The 18,987-nt window shown below is 66.2% G+C and carries 14 protein-coding genes; all 14 read left to right on the top strand.

Annotated features, from left to right (window positions below; all coding sequences use genetic code 11):
• Positions 1 to 44 precede the first annotated feature (44 nt).
• The gene (locus H6678_14445) at positions 45 to 1,778 is read left to right on the top strand and encodes a SulP family inorganic anion transporter (GenBank protein MCB9474996.1); all 1,734 of its coding nucleotides are present in this window, start codon (positions 45 to 47) and stop codon (positions 1,776 to 1,778) included.
• A 234-nt stretch (positions 1,779 to 2,012) separates the two neighbouring features.
• Positions 2,013 to 3,329 carry an amidohydrolase family protein gene (locus H6678_14440; protein MCB9474995.1) on the top strand — a complete coding sequence of 439 codons (1,317 nt, stop codon included), beginning with the start codon at positions 2,013 to 2,015 and terminating at the stop codon, positions 3,327 to 3,329.
• Between the two features lie 65 nt (positions 3,330 to 3,394).
• On the top strand, positions 3,395 to 4,606 hold the full coding sequence (locus H6678_14435) for a YgeY family selenium metabolism-linked hydrolase (GenBank protein MCB9474994.1): 1,212 nt from the start codon (positions 3,395 to 3,397) through the stop codon (positions 4,604 to 4,606).
• A gap of 46 nt (positions 4,607 to 4,652) precedes the next feature.
• A complete protein-coding gene (locus tag H6678_14430) occupies positions 4,653 to 5,636 on the top strand; it encodes an ornithine carbamoyltransferase (protein MCB9474993.1) in 984 nt (327 codons plus the stop codon).
• Positions 5,637 to 5,638: 2 nt separating this feature from the next.
• A complete protein-coding gene (locus H6678_14425) occupies positions 5,639 to 7,102 on the top strand; it encodes a pyridoxal-phosphate dependent enzyme (GenBank protein MCB9474992.1) in 1,464 nt (487 codons plus the stop codon).
• A 7-nt stretch (positions 7,103 to 7,109) separates the two neighbouring features.
• The gene (thrC, locus tag H6678_14420) at positions 7,110 to 8,363 is read left to right on the top strand and encodes a threonine synthase (GenBank protein ID MCB9474991.1); all 1,254 of its coding nucleotides are present in this window, start codon (positions 7,110 to 7,112) and stop codon (positions 8,361 to 8,363) included.
• A gap of 9 nt (positions 8,364 to 8,372) precedes the next feature.
• A complete protein-coding gene (locus H6678_14415; protein MCB9474990.1) occupies positions 8,373 to 11,687 on the top strand; it encodes an FAD-dependent oxidoreductase in 3,315 nt (1,104 codons plus the stop codon).
• Complete coding sequence (locus H6678_14410; GenBank protein ID MCB9474989.1) at positions 11,684 to 13,096, top strand: 8-oxoguanine deaminase; 1,413 nt, start codon at positions 11,684 to 11,686, stop codon at positions 13,094 to 13,096. Before H6678_14415 ends, H6678_14410 begins: the two co-directional genes overlap by 4 nt.
• A 1-nt stretch (position 13,097) precedes the next feature.
• Positions 13,098 to 13,832 carry an FAD binding domain-containing protein gene (locus H6678_14405; GenBank protein MCB9474988.1) on the top strand — a complete coding sequence of 245 codons (735 nt, stop codon included), beginning with the start codon at positions 13,098 to 13,100 and terminating at the stop codon, positions 13,830 to 13,832.
• On the top strand, positions 13,829 to 14,284 hold the full coding sequence (locus H6678_14400; GenBank protein ID MCB9474987.1) for a 2Fe-2S iron-sulfur cluster binding domain-containing protein: 456 nt from the start codon (positions 13,829 to 13,831) through the stop codon (positions 14,282 to 14,284). Before H6678_14405 ends, H6678_14400 begins: the two co-directional genes overlap by 4 nt.
• Positions 14,281 to 16,581 carry a molybdopterin-dependent oxidoreductase gene (locus tag H6678_14395; protein MCB9474986.1) on the top strand — a complete coding sequence of 767 codons (2,301 nt, stop codon included), beginning with the start codon at positions 14,281 to 14,283 and terminating at the stop codon, positions 16,579 to 16,581. Before H6678_14400 ends, H6678_14395 begins: the two co-directional genes overlap by 4 nt.
• The gene (gene yqeC, locus H6678_14390; GenBank protein MCB9474985.1) at positions 16,578 to 17,327 is read left to right on the top strand and encodes a putative selenium-dependent hydroxylase accessory protein YqeC; all 750 of its coding nucleotides are present in this window, start codon (positions 16,578 to 16,580) and stop codon (positions 17,325 to 17,327) included. Before H6678_14395 ends, yqeC begins: the two co-directional genes overlap by 4 nt.
• Positions 17,311 to 17,952, top strand: coding sequence for a nucleotidyltransferase family protein (locus H6678_14385; GenBank protein MCB9474984.1), 642 nt, complete (start codon positions 17,311 to 17,313; stop codon positions 17,950 to 17,952). The genes yqeC and H6678_14385 overlap by 17 nt, the downstream gene beginning before the upstream one ends.
• The gene (locus H6678_14380; GenBank protein ID MCB9474983.1) at positions 17,945 to 18,829 is read left to right on the top strand and encodes an EF2563 family selenium-dependent molybdenum hydroxylase system protein; all 885 of its coding nucleotides are present in this window, start codon (positions 17,945 to 17,947) and stop codon (positions 18,827 to 18,829) included. The genes H6678_14385 and H6678_14380 overlap by 8 nt, the downstream gene beginning before the upstream one ends.
• The last annotated feature ends 158 nt before the right edge of the window (positions 18,830 to 18,987 follow it).

Below are 18,987 nucleotides of genomic sequence, written 5' to 3'. Positions count from 1 at the left end.
CGCAGCATAACAATCCCATCAGGTCATCTCCGGGAGCCAACCACATGGTTGCCAGTACCGCAACGTCCAGGCCAGCGTCCGGGGGGCCGGAGCGTCCTCAGCGCTTTCAGCCCAAGGTGTTCTCCTCCTTCAGGGCCTATGGGCGACAGGCCTTCCTGCTGGACCTGAAGGCCGGACTGATCCAGGGTCTGGTGGCCATTCCATTGGCCCTGGGCGTATCGATGGCCTGCGGCCTGCCCCCCGCCTACGGAATGCTGGCAGCCATTCTGGGTGGCCTGCTGATTTCGCTCTTTGGCGGCAGCCGCGTCCAGATCGGCGGTCCGGTGGCGGCCTTCATCGTGATCGCCGGTCCCGTCGTGCAGCAGTGGGGCGTGTCCGGTCTGGCGACAGCCACCGTGCTGGCCGGCGTGATGCTGCTGGTGCTGGGCGCCACGGATCTCGGGCGCTGGCTGCAGTATGTGCCTCACCCCGTGATCGTCGGCCTGTCCTCGGGTCTGGCCCTGTGTCTGCTGGCCTCACAGATTTCTCCGGCTCTGGGACTGGATGCCGAACCCACGGCGGGCACGCTGCTCCACTCCTTCCAGTCCCTGGTGCACAACTGGGATACACCTTCCCTGTTCGCGATTCTGATGGCGGCAATCACGGCCATCAGCTACCAGACCATCCCCCGGCGCTGGCCCTGGCTGCCCGGTGGCCTGCTGGCGGTCTGTGTGCTGGCCTTTCTCAACACCCTGCTGCCCACACCTGAACTCACGCTGGCCGGGTTGTTTTCCGGTCCCCCGTCGATCCGCTTCGAAGCGCCCAGCCTGATTCGCGATCCGGCAATCCTGGGTGCGCTCTTCCTGCCGGCTCTGGGAATTGCCCTGCTGGCCGGCCTGGAAGCCCTGCTCTCGGCCGTGGTGGCCGACGGAAGGATTGGCGGGCGCAGCCACGACAGCACCGAGCTGGTGGCACACGGTCTGGCGAATCTGGCTTCCGGCATGCTGGCGGCCCTGCCTGTCGCCGGCCTGATCCGGCGCACGGGATTGAATGTGCGACTGGGCGCCCGCAGTCCGTTGGCCGGAATCCTCCAGGTGCTGATTCTGGTGCCCGCGGGCCTGCTGCTGATTCCCCTTGCCGGCAGAATTCCCGTGCCCGCCCTGGCCGGACTGCTGATCCAGTTGGCCTGGAACCTGAGCGATGTCCATGACTTCCGGCAACTGCTCAACTCCGAAGCCCACGATCGGGCGGTCCTGCTGCTGACCTTCGGCCTGACCGTGGTGATGGGCGTGGGTGTCGCACTGCAGGTCTCGATGGTGCTGGCCTCGTTCCTCTTCATGAGCCGGATGGCCGAAGCCAGTGAGGTCCGTCCTCTGCTGGCGATGAAGGCCGACGGTGGCCACGCCACCTATTACGATCGTCCCGACGCCCTCAGCCAGCTGAGCATTCCACCCAGCACCCAGGTCTTCGAGGTGCACGGTGCATTCTTCTTTGGTGCGGCAGGGCGTTTCGAGAGCGAAATCCGCAGCATGCACCGTGGCACACGCTGGCTGGTGCTGCGCATGAACAACGTGCTGTTGCTGGACGGCAGCGGGGTGGCCGTTCTGAGGCGCCTGATGCGCGACGCGCGCAATGCGGGAGTCACCCTTCTGCTGGCGGAACTGAATACGGCCTGCACCAACGCCCTGGCCAGTTCAGGCCACTTCGACGAGTTGCTCGAACAGCGCTGCTGGGGCAGCCTGGAAGAAGCCCTGGCCCACGTCACGCGAGAGGAATCAGCACGCGAGCAGACAAGCTGAGCAACAATCCCGCAGCTTGAATGCGGGGAGGCTGTTCCATACCTTCCGTGCCCGGCGCGGCTAGCGGGCCCCGCCATGGTCACCAGTCAGGTTCCCTGCGTGAACCTCCTGCCAACGGACGTGGTATGACACGGCCCCCCGAATCCCCCGGGGCCACCCGCCTCCCCCCGGAACACAATGGCCCGCACCCGCCTGAACTCACTTCACGCCCGGCGCGGACCACAAGGAGCGCCCATGGCCTCGTTGCTGCTCAGCGGATTGCGCATCATTCGCCCCGGCTCCGAACAGGAGCTGATCCCCGAAGGCTGGATCCTTGTGGATGACGGTCTGGTCGCGGCTCTGGGAACGAACAGCGACAGACCTCCCGCCGCCGACAGCTCCCTGGACATGCAGGGCCGCACCGTACTGCCCGGTCTGATCAACGCCCATACCCATCTGTACTCCACCCTGGCACTGGGAATGCCTGCTCCCGCGAACACGCCCAGAAACTTCACCGAAATCCTTGAACGGGTCTGGTGGAAACTGGATCGTGCCCTCGACGAACCTTCCGTGAGCGCATCCTTCCGGGCGGGCCTGCTGGAATGTCTGCGTTGGGGCGTGACCACGGTCATCGATCATCATTCCAGTCCATCCTGGATCACGGGCTCGCTCACACGGCTCCAGCAGATCGCCGACGAGGTGGGGCCCCGGGTGGCGACCGCCTTCGAACTGAGCGACCGCAATGGCACCAAGGTCGCGACCGAGTCACTCAAGGAGAATCTGGATACGGCAAAGCGCGGACACGCGCGGCATGCCAGCCTGCTGGGACTGCACGCCTCCTTCACGCTTGACGACAGCACTCTGGCCGATGCGGCACGCCTGCGTCGCAAGGCCAACACACCCGGGATACACATTCATCTTGCGGAAGATCTGGCCGATCAGACGGATGCCTACAAGCGCAAGCAGCCGGGTGTGGTGGCGCGCCTGGATGCCTTCGGCCTGCTGGACGAACATGCTCTTGTGATCCACGGTCTGCACCTGCGTCGCGATGAGCTGCAATTGCTCGAGCAGCGCAAGTGCTGCCTGGTGCACAATCCCGGCTCCAACGCCAACAATCGCGTGGGCTCGCTGGGCAATCTGGCCTTCAACACCTGCCTGACCGGTCTGGGCACCGATGGCATGCAGGCCAACATGCTGGCCGAAGCCAAGGAAGGCACGCTGATCGCCTCGGCCGTGCGCACACCTGGCACTCCCTCGGTGGACTATCTGCGCCTGCTGTTCCAGAACAATCCACTGATCGCCTCCCGGATCTTCGGTCGTGAAATCGGCCGCATCGAGCCGGGACAACCCGCGGACCTCGTGTTTCACGACTACCGTGAGCGCACGCCCGTCCTTCCGCAGAACCTGTCCGCGCACCTGCTCTTCGGGCTGGAAAAACCCAGCGATGTGTATTGCGATGGCCGCTTCCGGATTCGCGATGGACACGTCACCGAGCTGGATGAAACGGCCATTCTGAAGGACGCGCGCACCCGGGCCGCCGACCTCTGGCAGCGCATGGCCGCGCTGACCTGAACGCGGCGGGACCGCGCAATCGACTTGAGATGGATCACACATTCAACACGAACCCAGGACACTCCATGAAGACCCCCGCCCAGATCCTGTCCGCCGCCGAAGCCAGCAAGGCGGAAATGAGCGCCTTTCTGCGCGCGATGATCGCCCTGCCCAGCGAAAGCACATTCGAGGAGCCCGTGATCAAGCTGATCCAGCGGGAAATGGAGAAGGTGGGTTTCGATTCCACCGAGATCGACGGCATGGGCAACCTGATCGGACGCATCGGCAACGGTCCGCGCGTGATCGCCTTTGACGCGCACATCGACACGGTGGGTGTGGGCAACCGTGCCAACTGGACCTTTGACCCTCATCAGGGCATGGAAGACGAACAGGTCATCGGTGGCCGCGGAGCCAGTGACCAGGAAGGCGGCATGGCCGCGATGGTCTATGCGGGCAAACTGATCAAGGAGCTGGATCTGGCCGCCGACTGCACCGTGCTGATGACCGCCACCGTGCAGGAAGAAGACTGCGACGGTCTCTGCTGGCAGTATCTGATCAAGGAACACGGCCTCAGGCCGGAATTCGTGGTCTCCACCGAACCCACTTCCTGCCGGATCTACCGCGGCCAGCGCGGGCGGATGGAAATCCGCGTGACAACCCGCGGGGTCAGCGCCCATGGCAGCGCGCCGGAGCGCGGCAAGAACGCGATCTACGCCATGGGTCACATCCTGGGCGAACTGGAAGAACTGAACACGCGCCTGGCCGATCACGACTTTCTGGGCAAGGGCACGCTCACGGTGTCCGAGATCTTCTTCACCTCGCCCTCTCGCTGTGCGGTGGCCGACGGCTGCTGGATTTCCGTGGACCGCCGCCTGACCGTGGGCGAAACTGCCGAGTCGGCCATCGCCGAGATCCAGGCCCTGCCCGCCGTGCAGGCCGCCGGGGCCATTGTCGAGATGTACGACTACGCGCGCGCCTCCTGGACCGGTCTGGTCTATCCGACCGAGGCCTACTTTCCCACCTGGCTGATCGACGAAGACCATCCTGTGACACAGGCGCTGGTCGAAGGATATCGCGGCCTCTTCGGCAGCGAGCCCACGGTGGACAAGTGGACCTTCTCCACCAATGGCGTGGCCATCATGGGCCGTTTCGGCATTCCCTGCATCGGCTTCGGCCCCGGCGCCGAGGAGCAGGCCCACGCCCCCAATGAAATCACCTGGAAGGATCACCTGGTCAAGGCGGCCGCCCTCTACGCCGCCCTGCCGGGCAGTTACTCCCGTCGTGCGCCCCGGGCCTGAGCCCCCGGCGACCCCCGTTCGTGCAGCCATCCAATTCGAGGACACCATGCAGAGCACCTTCCGCGGCAAGCACTTCATCACGCTGCGCGACTGGTCCCGCGAGGAGATTGAAACCCTTCTCGACGTCTCCACCACTCTCAAGCGCCGTTTCGCCATGGGCGAACTGACCGACACCCTGCACAACCAGACCCTGTTCATGATGTTCTTCGAGCAGAGCACGCGCACGCGCAACTCGATGGAAGCCGGCATCACCCAGCTGGGTGGCCACGGTCACTTTCTGGACACCAGCACCATGCAGGTGGCTCACGGCGAGGTCCCCAAGGACACGGCCGTGATCCTTTCGCGCTACGGGCACGCCATCGCCTGCCGCAACTGCTTCTGGCAGCAGGGCAATGCCTATCTCAATGAGCTGGCGAAATGGAGCCGGGTGCCCGTGATCAACATGCAGTGCGATCTGTATCACCCGCTGCAGGCCATCGCGGATCTGATGACCATGCAGGAGAAACTGCGCGATCTCAAGCGACGCAAGGTGAGCATCATCTGGGCCTTCGCCACCAGTCACAAGAAGCCGATCTCGGTGCCGCTCTCGCAGGCGCTGCTCTTCCCGCGCTTCGGCATGGACGTGACCCTGGCCCACCCCGAAGGCTACCCGCTGCCCGACTGGGTCCTGGCCGAGGCCGAAGCCAATGCGCGGGCCAATGGCGGCAGCTTTCGCGTGATCCACGACCAGGACGAGGCCTACCGTGACGCGGATGTGGTGATTCCCAAGAATTGGGGCAGCTGGGTGGCCGACACCAGCACCACGGTGGTGGATGCGAAACTGGAAGCCAATCGTGGCTGGAAGTGCACCGAGGCACGCATGGCGCTGACCGCGCCCGAGTCGCTCTACATGCACGCCCTGCCCGCCGACCGCAACAACGAGGTCGAGGATTCGGTGATCGACGGCCCGCACTCGGTGGTCTACGACGAAGCCGAGAACCGCCTGCACACTTCCAAGGCCGTGATGGCCCTCACCATGAACGGACGATGACGATGAACCGTGACAAAGTCCTGGCGGCCACCGTGGCCCGCTGCCGCGAACAGAACATCCTGATTCCCACCTATCGCCAGATGGCCCACCCCGAGCTGATGCCCGCGGGTGTGCACGAGGAGCTGAAGCAGATCGGCCTGTGGGACATCAACCCGCGCAATCTCTTCCGCATTTCCTGGAAGAACGAGCCCGTACCCAGCGGTGGCGGACATGGTGGCGTGAATCACATGGTGCTGCCCCCCGAACTGACCGGTGTGCCGGCGCGCATCGTGGTACTGCTGGGACGCTGGTTTCCCACGGGCGCACACAAGGTGGGCGCCACTTTCGGCCCTCTGGTGGAAAAGCTGGTCAGCGGAGACTTCGACCCCACCACCCAGAAAGCGCTCTGGCCCTCCACGGGCAACTACTGCCGCGGAGGGGCCTTCAATTCGCGCCTGCTGGGCTGTCCCTCCATCGCGGTGCTGCCCGACGAGATGTCGCGCGAGCGTTTCGAGTGGCTCGAGGAAGTGGGCGCCGAGGTGATCCGTACTCCGGGTGGCGAGAGCAACGTCAAGGAGATCTACGACAAGGTCCACGAGCTCAAGGCCCGCCACGGGGACTCGATCGTGGTGCTGAACCAGTTCGCCGAGTTCGGCAACCCCATGTGGCACTACTGGGTCACGGGGCCCGCGATGGAAGAAGTCTTCCAGACCACCAGCCAGCCCGGCGACCGCTTCAGCGGCCTGTTCCTCACCCAGGGCTCCGCGGGAACCCTGGGCAGCGGCGATTACCTGCGCACGCGCTTTCCGCTGATCAAGATCGGCGCGGGCGAAGCGCTCGAATGTCCGACCCTGTTGCTGAATGGCTTCGGCGCGCACCGCATCGAAGGCATCGGCGACAAGCATGTGCCCTGGGTGCACAACATGAAGAACACCGACATGGTGGTGGATCTGCGCGACGAGCACGTGATGCGTCTGCTGCGCCTCTTCAACGAACCCGCGGGCAAGGCACGCCTGATCGAGCAGGGCGTGGACCCCACCGTGGTGAGCCAGCTGGACAACCTGGGCATCTCGGGCATCGCCAATGTGCTGGGCGCGATCAAGATGGCGCGCTACTGGGAGATGAATTCCCGTGACACACTGTTCACCGTGGCCACCGACTCGCTCGACATGTACCGTTCGCGCCTGGCCGAAATGAATGACGAGCGGGGCGAATACACGCCCACCCAGGCCGCCGTGGACTTCGAGCACTGCCTGCTGGACACGGGCGTCGACCACCTGCTGGAACTGTCCTGGCAGGACCGCAAGCGCATGCACAACCTCAAGTATTTCACCTGGGTCGAGCAGCAGGGCAAGACGGCCACCGAGCTGAATGCCCAGTGGACTCAGGACGACTACTGGGAGCAGCAGTATTCGCGCGTGGAGGAGTGGGACGAGAAGATCCGGGCCTTCAACGAGCGCACGGGCATGGCCGCCCGTTATCAGTGAGGTCCCTGTGATACCTCTGTCCACCCGACTCTCCGGATCCCGCTGCATGGGCTGTGGCGCCGAGTACACGACCCAGCCCTTCAGACTGGTCTGCGAGGCCTGCGGCGAGAATCTGGAACTGGTCTTCGACCATGCGGCCATCGCCGCGCGCTGGCGCCGCTCGGGGCTACGTCACGATGGGCGGCGGGACCTCTGGCGCTACCTGCCCCTGCTGCCCGTGGAGGACGGTCCCGACAATTCCAGCCTGCAGGTGGGCGGCACGCCGCTGGTCAACTTTCCGCGCACCGCGGCCGAACTGGGTCTGGGGCGACTGTGGCTCAAGGACGATTGCCGCAACCCCAGCGCCAGTCTCAAGGACCGCGCCAGCGAGGTGGCGATCCGTCATGCGGTGGAACTGGGCGCCGACACCCTCGTGGCCGCCAGCACGGGCAACGCGGCCGCCTCCCTGTCCGCCCTGTGCGCCTTTCAGCGTCGGCGGGCCGTGATCTTCGCTCCGGCCGCGGCTCCCGAGGCCAAGCTGGTGCAGATTCGTCAGTACGGTGCCAGCCTGTTCAAGGTGGACGGCAGTTACGACGACGCCTTCGATCTGGCCACCGAGGTGGTGCGACGCACGGGCTGGTACATGCGCAACACGGGGGTCAACCCCGTGCTCAGCGAGGGCAAGAAGACCGTGGCGCTGGAGATCGCCGAGGAACTGGACTGGCGTCCACCCGACCACGTGCTGGTTCCCGTGGGTGACGGTTGCATCATCGGCGGTGTGTACAAGGGCTTCGCCGACCTGCTGGCCCTGGGCTGGATCGAGAGCATGCCCCGGATCACGGCCGTGCAGGCCGCCGGATCCGCCGCGATCTGCACCGCGCTGCGGCAGGACACCGACATCGTGCCCGTGAAGGCCCGCACCGTGGCCGACAGCATCTCGGTGGATCGCCCGCGCGATGGACTCAAGGCCCTGCGCGCCGTGCGCCAGAGTGGGGGCGGAGCGCTGATCGTGAGTGACGAGGAAATCCTGGCGGCCCAGCAGGAGCTCTCGCGCCGGGGACTTTTTGCCGAGCCGGCCGCAGCGGCCGCCTGGGCCGGGCTGCGCCCCGCGCTGGCCGAAGGCCTGATCAAGCCCGGCGAGCGGGTCTGCGTGCTGGTGACCGGCAGTGGTCTCAAGGACGTGAGCGCCGCAGGGCGGCGTCTGCCCGAGGCGCCGACCATCGAGCCCACCCTGGCGGCTTTCGAGGACCAGGCCCGCAAGAGCGGGCTGCTGAACGACTGAGGACCCGCAATGAGCGACCGCTTCTCGCGTCTCACGGCGCCCCAGTACCTGAAATGGATCCTGAAGGAAGAACCCGCCGGCACGCTTTTCGGCATTCCGCGGGAGCTCTTCTTCACACCCAGCGCGCGTGATCCGTTCCGGATGAGCCGCTACGGCCAGGTCCTGGAGACGCCGATCGGTGTGGCCGCCGGGCCGCAGACCCAGTTGGCGCACAACATCGTGGTGGCCTGGCTCTGCGGGGCCCGTTACATCGAACTGAAGACCGTGCAGACCCTGGACGAGCTGGAGATCAGCAAACCCTGCATCGACATGGAAGACGAGGGTTACAACTGCGAATGGTCGCAGGAGCTGCGGCTGGAAGAATCCATTGACGAATACCGCAACGCCTGGCTGCTGATCCACCTGCTTCGCGAACGCTTCGGTTGGCAGACGACCTCCGGGGCCGAAGGTCCCGGGCTGATCTTCAACCTGAGTGTGGGTTACAACCTCGAAGGCATTCTCAAGCCCAATGTCCAGCGCTTCTTCCAGGCCATGGACGACAGCGGCGAGGCCCTGCGGGCCAAACTGGACGAACTGGCTCCTCTCTGGCCCGACGCGCGCCGCCTGACCGTGCCGGCCCGGCTGTCCAACAGCATCACGCTGTCCACCATGCACGGCTGCCCGCCCGACGAGATCGGCCGCATCGCGCGGTACCTCATGGAAGAGCGCGGCCTGCACACCACGGTCAAGCTCAACCCCACCCTGCTGGGTCCCGCTGAGTTGCGCCCGTTGCTGAACGACACCCTGGGTTTTCCCGTGAGCGTGCCGGACGCCGCCTTCGAGCACGATCTGAAGTGGGATGACGGCGTGGACCTGATCCGCGAGCTGCGCGCCTGCGGCGAGGCCAGCGGTGTCGAGTTCGGCCTGAAGCTCACCAACACGCTGGAAGTGCAGAATCTGCGGCCCGTCTTCCCGGAAAAGGAAACGATGATGTATCTCAGCGGACGCGCCCTGCATCCGCTGAGTCTGCGGGTGGCCCACCGGCTGCAGCGGACCTTCGAGGGCACGCTGGACATCTCCTTCTCCGCCGGAGTCGACTGTTTCAACGCCGCCGGTCTGCTGGCGGCCGGACTGAAACCACTGACCGTCTGCACCGACCTGCTCAAGCCCGGGGGCTACCCGCGCCTGGGGCAGTACCTGAGCGAGATCCGCAAGGAAATGGATCACGTGAATGCCGCGGATCTGGACCAGTTGATCCTCACGCGCGGTGGCCATCCTTCCAGTCCGGAACGCAGCGCCCTGGCCGTGCTGGCCGAACTGGACCGCGACACGCCCGCGCTGAAGGCCTACCGCAAGGACTCCTTCCCGTATCACAACATCAAGACGCCACGCCCGCTGAATGCCTTCGACTGCGTGCAGGCGCCATGCACCGAGTGTTGCGCGGTGGGTCAGGACGTGCCCGAGTACATGTACTGGGCCGCCCGGGGCGAGATGCAACGTGCACGGCATGCCATCCTGCGCGAGAACGCGCTGCCCCACATCACGGGAAAGGTCTGCGACCACCTCTGCCAGAGCAAGTGCACTCGCATGAACACCGACAACGTGCTGCTGATCCGCGAGATCAAGCGTGCCATCGCCGAGCACAGTCAGGGACTGGCCGGGCACGCCATCCAGACCAGGCACGACCAGCGGGTGGCCGTGATCGGTGCCGGGCCCTCGGGCCTGAGCTGCGCCTGGTTCCTGGCCCTGGCCGGAGTGCAGGTGAGTCTGTATGAAAGCAAGCCGATGTCCGGCGGCATGGTCTCCGGCGCGATTCCCGTGTTCCGCATGGACGAGACCAGCCTGCACGCCGATCTGGACCTGATTCGCCAGTTGGGCGCGGACCTGCGACTGGACCAGCCCGTGACGGGGAACGACTTCGCGAAGATCCGCGCCGAACACGATCTGGTCTATCTGGGTGTGGGCGCCCAGGCCAACAAACGTCTCGGGCTGGAGCACGAAAGCGCCCCCGGCGTGATGAACCAGCTCCATTTCCTCGAAGATGTGCGCTCGGGCACCCTGCACGAACTGGGTTCCCGGGTGGCCGTGGTCGGGGGCGGCAACAGCGCGATGGACGTGCTGCGCACGGCCAGGCGTCTGGTGGGAAGCGCGGGCGAGGTGCTCTGCCTGTACCGCCGCAGTCGCGCCGACATGCCCGCCGACCGGGACGAGATCGCCGCGGCCATCGCCGAAGGAGTCACTCTGGTGGAAATGGTGGCCCCGGTGGGCATCGAACTGAAGAATGGCCGATTTGCCGCCCTGCGCTGCCAGCGCATGCAGGCCGGTCCGCCCGACTCCAGCGGCCGCCCGCGTCCGGTGCCGCTGCCCGGATCGGACTTCCTGATCGAGGCGGACACGCTGATCACGGCCATCGGCCAGGACGTGGTGCTGGACTTCTTCCCCGAGCCCGCGCTGGACACGAATCCCGCCACGGGCGAGACCTGCCTGCCCGGCGTCTTCGCGGGCGGCGATGCGGTGCGCGGGGCCTCCAGCCTGATTCTGGCCATGGGCGACGGCCAGCGTGCCGCGCGACGCATGCTGGAGCGGCTGGGCATCACGCCCGACGCACGGGCCGAAGATCCTGCGCGCGAGTTCAGCGTGAGCCAGGCCATGGGCATGCTGGCTACCCGCAGTTTCGGCCCCGAGCTTCCGGAACGCCCCCTGAGCGATCGTGACAACTTCGAACTGGTGCATCCGGGACTGAGCCCCGAGGCCACGCGCGCGGAAGCGGCCCGCTGCCTGCAGTGCGATCTGGTCTGCAGCGTGTGCACCACGGTCTGCCCCAACATGGCCAACCTGACTTACACGCTCAGCGGCCGGCGCACATGGGACTTCGACCTGCCCCTGCTGACCCGCGCGGGTACCGGCGTGCGCACCGTCGGCCACGAGCGCTTCGTGGTGAGCCAGCATCCACAGATCATCAACGTCGCCGATTTCTGCAATGAGTGCGGCAACTGCACCACCTTCTGCCCCACATCCGGAGATCCCTGGAAGGACAAGCCACGGCTCTGTCTCACCGAAGCCAGTCTGGCCCAGGAGGAGAACGGCGTGCTGCTGCAGGGCGACCTGATCCGCGCCCGGGGGGCCAAGGGCGAGTCGCGCCTTCAACGCCGGAAAGACCGACTGGAGTACACGGCCCCGGGAGTCGAAGCCAGCTTCGATCCGGAGAATTTCACGCTGCTTGACGCACATCTGGACTGCCCGGAAGGCGCGCCCGTCTCGCTCAGGCGCGCCGCCGAACTCTGGCTGCTGCTCGAGGAACTCTCGGCTCACCCGGCGATGAATCTTGAGGAGCCCGCACCATGAGTTCCCTGCAGATCCACAACGCCCTGCGTGTGGCCACCATGGACGGGCAGCGCCGGGAATTCACGGGCGGACACATCCGCTTCGAAAATGGGGTGATCACCTCGGTCGGCCCCGGCCCCGCCCCCGGCCCCGCCGACCGCGAGCTGGACGCCACGGGCATGGTGGTGCTGCCGGGTTTCGTCAACACGCATCACCACCTCTACCAGAGCCTGACCCGCGCGATTCCCCGGATGCAGGATCAGGGCCTTTTCGACTGGCTGCTGAACCATTACGAAGTCTGGCGCGAGCTGGACGAGGACTGTGTCTTCGCCGGAGCCCAGTTGGGCCTGCTGGAACTGATGAAGTCCGGCACGACCACCAGCAGCGATCACCACTATCTGTTTCCGCGGCAGGCCTCGCCCCACCTGATCGACGCCCAGATCCGCGCCGCGCGCGACCTGGGGCTGCGCTTCATGCCCACCCGGGGATCGATGTCGCTGGGGCGCAGCCAGGGAGGATTGCCCCCGGATGATGTGGTACAGACCGAGTCCGAAATCCGTGCAGATACCGAACGCTTGCTGGCCGAGTATCATGATGCCTCGCCCGGCGCGATGACCCGGCTGGTGCTGGCTCCCTGTTCGCCCTTCTCGGTGACCTCCGCCGAAATGCGTGACACGGCCCGTTTCGCGCGCCAGCACGGACTGCGCCTGCACACGCATCTGGCCGAGACCCTGGATGAAGAGGCATTCTGCCTCAAGCAGTTCGGCCAGCGCCCGGTGGCCTATGTGGAAGGACTGGACTGGCTGGGCGAGGACGCCTGGTTCGCCCACAGCGTGCACCTGTCCGACGAGGAAATCGCCCGGATGGGTGCGGCGGGTGCGGGGGTGAGCCATTGCCCCAGCAGCAACATGCGCCTGGGCTCGGGCATCGCCCGCATTTGCGAACTGCTGCAGGCCGGCGTCGCGGTCAGTCTGGGTGTGGACGGCAGCGCTTCCAACGACAGCGGCAACATGCTGCTGGAGCTGCGCAATGCCCTGCTGATTTCGCGCCTGCGCGACCCCGCCTGCTGGCTGGGCGCGCGCGATGTGCTGGAGATGGCCACCATCGGTGGTGCCCGCGTGCTGGGCCGTGATGACATCGGCAGTCTGGCGGTGGGCAAGCGCGCCGACATCGCGCTGTTCTCGCTGGAAGGCATCGAATACTCGGGCGCACACAGCGATCCGCTGGCCGCCCTGGTCTTCTGTGCGCGTCAGGGCAGTGTGGACACCCTGATCGTGGATGGCAGAATCCGCATCGAGAACGGCCGCAGCTCACTCGATGAAGCGGAACTGGTGTTGCGCCACCGTCGGCTGAGCGCCCGGATGATCGAACGCGCCTCCCGGCGGACGGGAGTGAACTTCCTGATGGCGGACGAGCGGAAGGAGGCCTGAGATGTGGAGTGCTCTCAAGGACGTGCTGACACCCACGGATCTGGACGATGCCCTGCACCTGGCCAGTCGGCCCGGGCATCGTCTGGTTGGCGGAGGCAGTCATCTGGTGGACGAGCAACCGGCCAAGGTGCACACCCTGGTGGCCATCCGCGCGCTCCTGTCGCACACGATCGACCATGAGAAGGACCGACTGATCCTGGGGGCCGGAGTCTGTCTGGCCGACCTGCTGGAGTACGCCCGCAGCCACGGTCTGAAGGATCTGGCCCGGGCGCTGCAGGCCGCCTGCCCCGAACCCAACCTGCGTCAGCAGCGCCTGCTGGGCGGGTCACTCGTGCACGAACGCCTGAACGGGGTGATTCCCGCGCTTTGTGTGGCGGCCCGTGCCACGATCCAGTTGCACGAGACGGATTCCCCCACGCCCTTTGCCGGCTGGAATGGCACGGGTCTGGTGACAGCCCTGCAACTGCCCCTGGAAGGCCTGGCTTTCGCGGCGGCCTCGCGCCTGCCCGCGTCGGCGCCCTGGCTCTTCGCGGTGCGTGGAGGCTTTGCAAGTCACCAGCGATTCTGCGCCGGTGGCGGGCAGCACGCCTTCCAGTGGGCGGATCACACGACGGGGTCCACGAACGAGCTGGCCGCACGCCTGGCCGAAGGTCTGCCCGATGACAGCCTGGGCCGCCGCGAATACAAGGCGCGAGTACTGGTGGCCCTGCTTGAAGATCTGGAGGCTCAGCCATGAAAAGCGTGCTGCACCTGAACGGCAGAACCGTGGAGGTGGAAGCCCCCGCCGGTCGGACTCTGCTGGAGTACCTGCGCGAGCAGGAGCTGTACAGCGTGAAACACGGCTGCGATCACGGCGAATGCGGTGCCTGTGCCGTGCTGGTGGACGACCGCCCGCACAACGCCTGCCAGCTGCTGCTGCCACTGCTGACCAATCGCCGGGTCGAAACCCTGGAACACCTGGACGCCTCGGGCGAGCTGACCCCGCTGCGCGACGCATTCCTGGATCACGGTGCCGCCCAGTGTGGCTTCTGCACCCCGGGCATGCTGATCGTGGCGGTGGCCCTGCGGCGCCAGGGCGGCAGCCTGGACGAGGCGCGTGTGCGCGAGGCACTGACGGGCACCCTCTGCCGTTGCACGGGCTATGTCAAGCCCGTGCAGGCGATTCTGGCCGCGGAGGAACCGGAATGAAACACATCGGCAAGAAAACCGCCCGGGTCGACGGCCTGGCCCTGATGCGCGGCAAACCCGTGTTCGCCGACGACATCCGGCTGAAGGACTGCCTGCACCTCAAGATCCTGCGCAGCCCCCACGCCCATGCACGGATCACCTCGATTGACGCCAGCGCGGCCCTGGAACTGCCGGGCGTGCTGCGCGTGCTCAGCTGGCAGGATGTGCGCACGCACTACTACACGACCGCCGGCCAGGGGTATCCCGAGCCCTCCCCGCGCGACCTGCTGCTGCTGGACCAGACCATGCGCTTCGTGGGCGACAAGGTGGCCCTGGTGGTGGCCGAAAGCCTGGAAGCGGCCGAGCGCGCCCTGCATCACATCCATGTGGACTACGAGATCCTACCCGCGATCTTCGATCCGGAAGCCGCCATCGACAACCCCGTGGTGCTGCATCCCGAGGAGGGCAAGAGTGGCATTCACGACCCGGCGCGCAATATCGCCTCGGAGATCTTCGCCGAGGTCGGCGATGTGGATGCCGTGCTGGCAGGCAGCGCCCACGTGTATTCTGGACGCTATTCCACACCCTATGTGCAGCAGGTGTCCATCGAACCCCACATCAGCCTGAGCTGGCTGGATGAGAACGAGCGCGTCGTGATCCGCACGGCCACCCAGGTGCCCTTTCATGTGCGCCGGATCGTGGCCGAGGTGCTCGACCTGCCCGTGAGCCGCATCCGGGTGATCAAACCGCGCATCGGGGGCGGTTTCGGCGGCAAGCAGGAAATCCTGGGCGAGGAGCTGGTGGCCTGGGCCACCCTGATCACCGGACGCCCCGCCAGATTGGAACTGACCCGCGAGGAGGAACTGTACGCCGCCCGCTCGCGCCATCCCCAGATCGTGGACCTGACGATCGGGCTGGACGACCAGCGCAGGATCACGGCGATTGACCTGAAGATCCTCGAGAACTGCGGTGCCTACGGCCCCCACGCCCTGACCGTGATGTCGGTGACCGCCCAGAAGACGCTGACCCTTTACCGTTCCCCGGCGATCCGCGTGCACGGGCAGGCGGTATACACCAACCTGCCGGTGGCGGGTGCCTATCGGGGATACGGAGCCCCCCAGGGCTTCTTCGCTCTGGAAAGTCTGATGGATGAGATCGCCATCGCGCTGGAGGTGGACCCGATCGAATTGCGCCGCCGGAACGTGGTGCGCGTGGGCGATGATGTCCCCATCGCCAAGATTCTGGGCGAGGGCCGCGAGGGATTTCCTGTTGTGATCCAGAGTTCGGGCATGGACGAATGCCTGGACCGCGGCAAACTCGCCATCGACTGGGATCGCCAGCGCGTCGAGGGCAAACAGGGCCACCTGCGCACGGGCGTGGGAATGGCGGCCGTGGCACAGGGCTCGGGCATTCCGGGCATCGACATGGGAGCCGCCTGGCTCAAGATGAACGAGGACGGCAGTTTCAACCTGCAGGTCGGGGCCACCGACCTGGGCACCGGTTCGGACACTGCTCTGGCACAGATCGCCGCCGAAGTGCTGGAAGTGTCCATGGACAAGGTTCTGGTCTACAGCTCCGACACCGACCTGACCCCCTTCGACACGGGCGCCTACGCCAGCAGCACCACCTACATCTCGGGTGGCGCAGTCAAGAAGGCCGCCGAGGCCGTGCGCGAACAGATTCTCTCGCAGGGGCGCAAGCTGCTCAAGGACCCGCAGGCCACCATCGGGGGCGGCGAGGTGCTGAGCCGGGACGGTCGCCGCATGGGCTACCCGGAAATCTGCACTCGCAGTTTCTACACCGACGAGCAGATGCAGATCCAGGCCTGCGCCAGCCACATGAGCTACGACTCGCCCCCGCCCTTCAATGCCACCTTCGCCACGGTCAGCGTGGATACGCGCACCGGCATCGTGCGAGTGCTGAAAGTCGTCTCGATCACGGACGCGGGCCAGGTGATCAACCCCCAGATGGCCGAGGGCCAGGTGGAGGGTGCGATTCCGCAGAGTCTGGGCATGGCGCTCTCCGAGTACATGATCTTTGACGAGCTGGGGCGTCCGATCAACCGCACCCTGCGGGACTACTCCATCTACACCAGTCTGGACATGCCGGAGATCGTGGCGGAATTCGTGCCCGGGCATGAGCCCTGCGGCCCCTTTGGCGCCAAGGCCGTGGCCGAGATTCCCATCAACGGGCCGGCCATCGCGGTGGCCAACGCCATCGCCAACGCCTGCGGGGTGCGTCTGCGTCACTGCCCCTTCCACCCGGAAACCCTGTTGACCGAGCTGGATCGCCTGCAAGCCACGGGCGCCGGAACGTGAGCCCTTCTTCAGTGTTCTTCGACCTGCTGTTCGATGGAGTGACACAGGCGCGCGGCGCACGCATCGCCCTCTTCGGCGCAGGGGGCAAGACCAGCCTGCTGCATGCTCTGGGGCAGGAATTCGCACGCGAGCACGCGCGTGTGCTGCTCAGTTCGCTGACCAAGGCCGTCCCCGACGAGCGCTTTCCGCTGCTCGTGCTGAACGACGACACACCTCCCGCCAGTCTCCCTTTCACGCCGGCTGAGCGCCTGCTGGCCCTGCTGCGCTCGGGACACACTCCGGGCAAACACGCAGGACTTGAACCCGAGCAGTTGCGCCAGTCCTGTGAGCTGGCCGATCTCTGCATCTTCGAGAACGACGGTGCGGCCAAACACCCACTCAAGGTGCATCGCCCGCCCGACCCGCGCGTCCCGGACTGGAGCACACACTGCGTGATTCTGGTGGGAGCCGAGGTGCTGGACGCGCCCATCGGCGGCGGTCTGGTGCATCGGCCCGAGGCATTCTGCGCCCACTGGGGCTGGCATGACACAGACCGTCTTGACGAGGAGCGCCTCTGCCGGGTGCTGCTGGGGCCGCGTGGCTATCGGGCCATGCTGCCCGCAATTCTCGACCCCGTGTACCTGGTGAACAAGGCGGACCGCTGGCCCGCGAAGGCCCGGCGCCTGGCCCGAGCCCTGCGTGCCGGCGGTGCAGAGCGCGTGCATCTGGGCAGTCTGCAGGAGGGCTGGCATGAACGCGTCCAGTGACACACCGGCATCGGCCTGCGTGATCGTCTGCGCCGCCGGCCAGAGTCGTCGCCACCCGGGCAAGCTGCTGCGCCCCGTGAATGGGCGACCGGCGCTGCTGCATACGATGGATGCTCTGGCCGGGCACAACCTGCCGCTGGTGGTGGTGATTCCTGCGGAGTCCGCTGAGCTGGCCTCGCTGCTGGCCGACTGGATCACGGCCCACCCGGAAGAGCGAGTGACCATTGCAACCAACCCGGATGCGGCTATGGGCCTGGCACACACGATTCGCCTGGGCTTGGCCACGGCCCCGGATACGGAATGGCTGGGCCTCTGCAACGGCGATCGGTGTTTCCTCGCCTCACCCACGCTTGACGCCATTCTCGAAACCCTGAGCACACGCCGATCCGGCATCCTGCTTCCCGTGGATGCCGCCACTCCCGGGATTCCGGGCCATCCCGTCTTCTTCAATCGGGAGTTCCGAGCCGAGCTGGATGGTCTTGAAGGAGACGAGGGCGCGCGCGCACTGTTCCAGCGCCACCCCGACGCCGTGTGGCGTCTGGAACTCGAGGACCGCGGCCTCTGGCTGGACATGGATCGCTGGCTGGACAGCGGTGGCGAGCGATCAGGATCCGCGCATGAGTGACAACACTCCACAGAGGGCGCTGTCCTTGGCATGGCGGGAAACGGCCGCCGACTGCCGCATCTGGGTGCGCGGGGCGGGCGAGCTGGGCAGCGCCTGCGCCTGGGTCCTGTCCCGGGCAGGCTTCCCGGTCGTGCTGAGCGAACTGCCCCGGCCCCTCGCGATCCGTCGTCGGGTGTGCTTCAGCGAGGCGCTGTACGAAACTCGCGCCCGTGTGGAAGGCCAGTCGGCCCTCCTCTGTGCCAGTACGGACGAAGCGGAGCGCCTGCTGCGGGATCCCGGCGCAGACTTGCCCATCCTCTGCAACGCCCATGAATCGGCACGCGCACTGGCTCCACGCATTCTGGTGGACGCCCGCATGCTCAAGCAGAAATTGCCGGATCAGCGCTCGCTGGCCAGTCTGGTCATCGGGCTGGGACCTGGCTTCAGCGCCGGAACCAACTGCCACAGGGCCATCGAAACCATGCGCGGACACACTCTGGGACGGGTGCTCGACGAAGGGGCCCCCTTGCCCGACACGGGCATTCCGGGACGCCTGGGCGGCGAATCGTCCAGACGGGTGCTGCATGCCCCCTTGGCGGGCACCGTATACTGGACCTGTGAGCTGGGAGATCGGGTACACGAAGGCCAGACTCTGGGCCAGCTGGACGGCCAGCCACTGCTCTCGCCGCTTTCCGGCCAGGTGCGGGGCCTGTTGCGTCACGGCACCCGGGTCGAGGCTGGCTGCAAGCTGGCCGACATCGACCCGCGGGATTCCGGCGTCAACCCCGACCTGATCTCGGACAAGGCACTCTGCGTCGCTCGCGGCACACTGGAGGCCGTGATGTGTTGGCTGACCCACGCCAGTCCGCAATCCAACAGTGGCATCGTAGCGCCGTAGCCCGGATGCAGCAGCAATCCAACAGTACAATCGAAGCGCCGTAGCTTCCAGCCGGGCCCGATGCAGCGAAGCGCAATCCGGGAAAAGCACATGTTGGGAGTTCAGCGTGTGTGGCGCGAGCCGGGTGTGATGTCCCCGGATTTCGCTGCGCTGCATCC

This window comes from Candidatus Delongbacteria bacterium (assembly GCA_020634015.1).
Taxonomy (GTDB): Bacteria; CAIWAD01; CAIWAD01; order CAIWAD01; family CAIWAD01; genus JACKCN01.
This window is presented reverse-complemented; position numbering and strand designations above follow the sequence as displayed.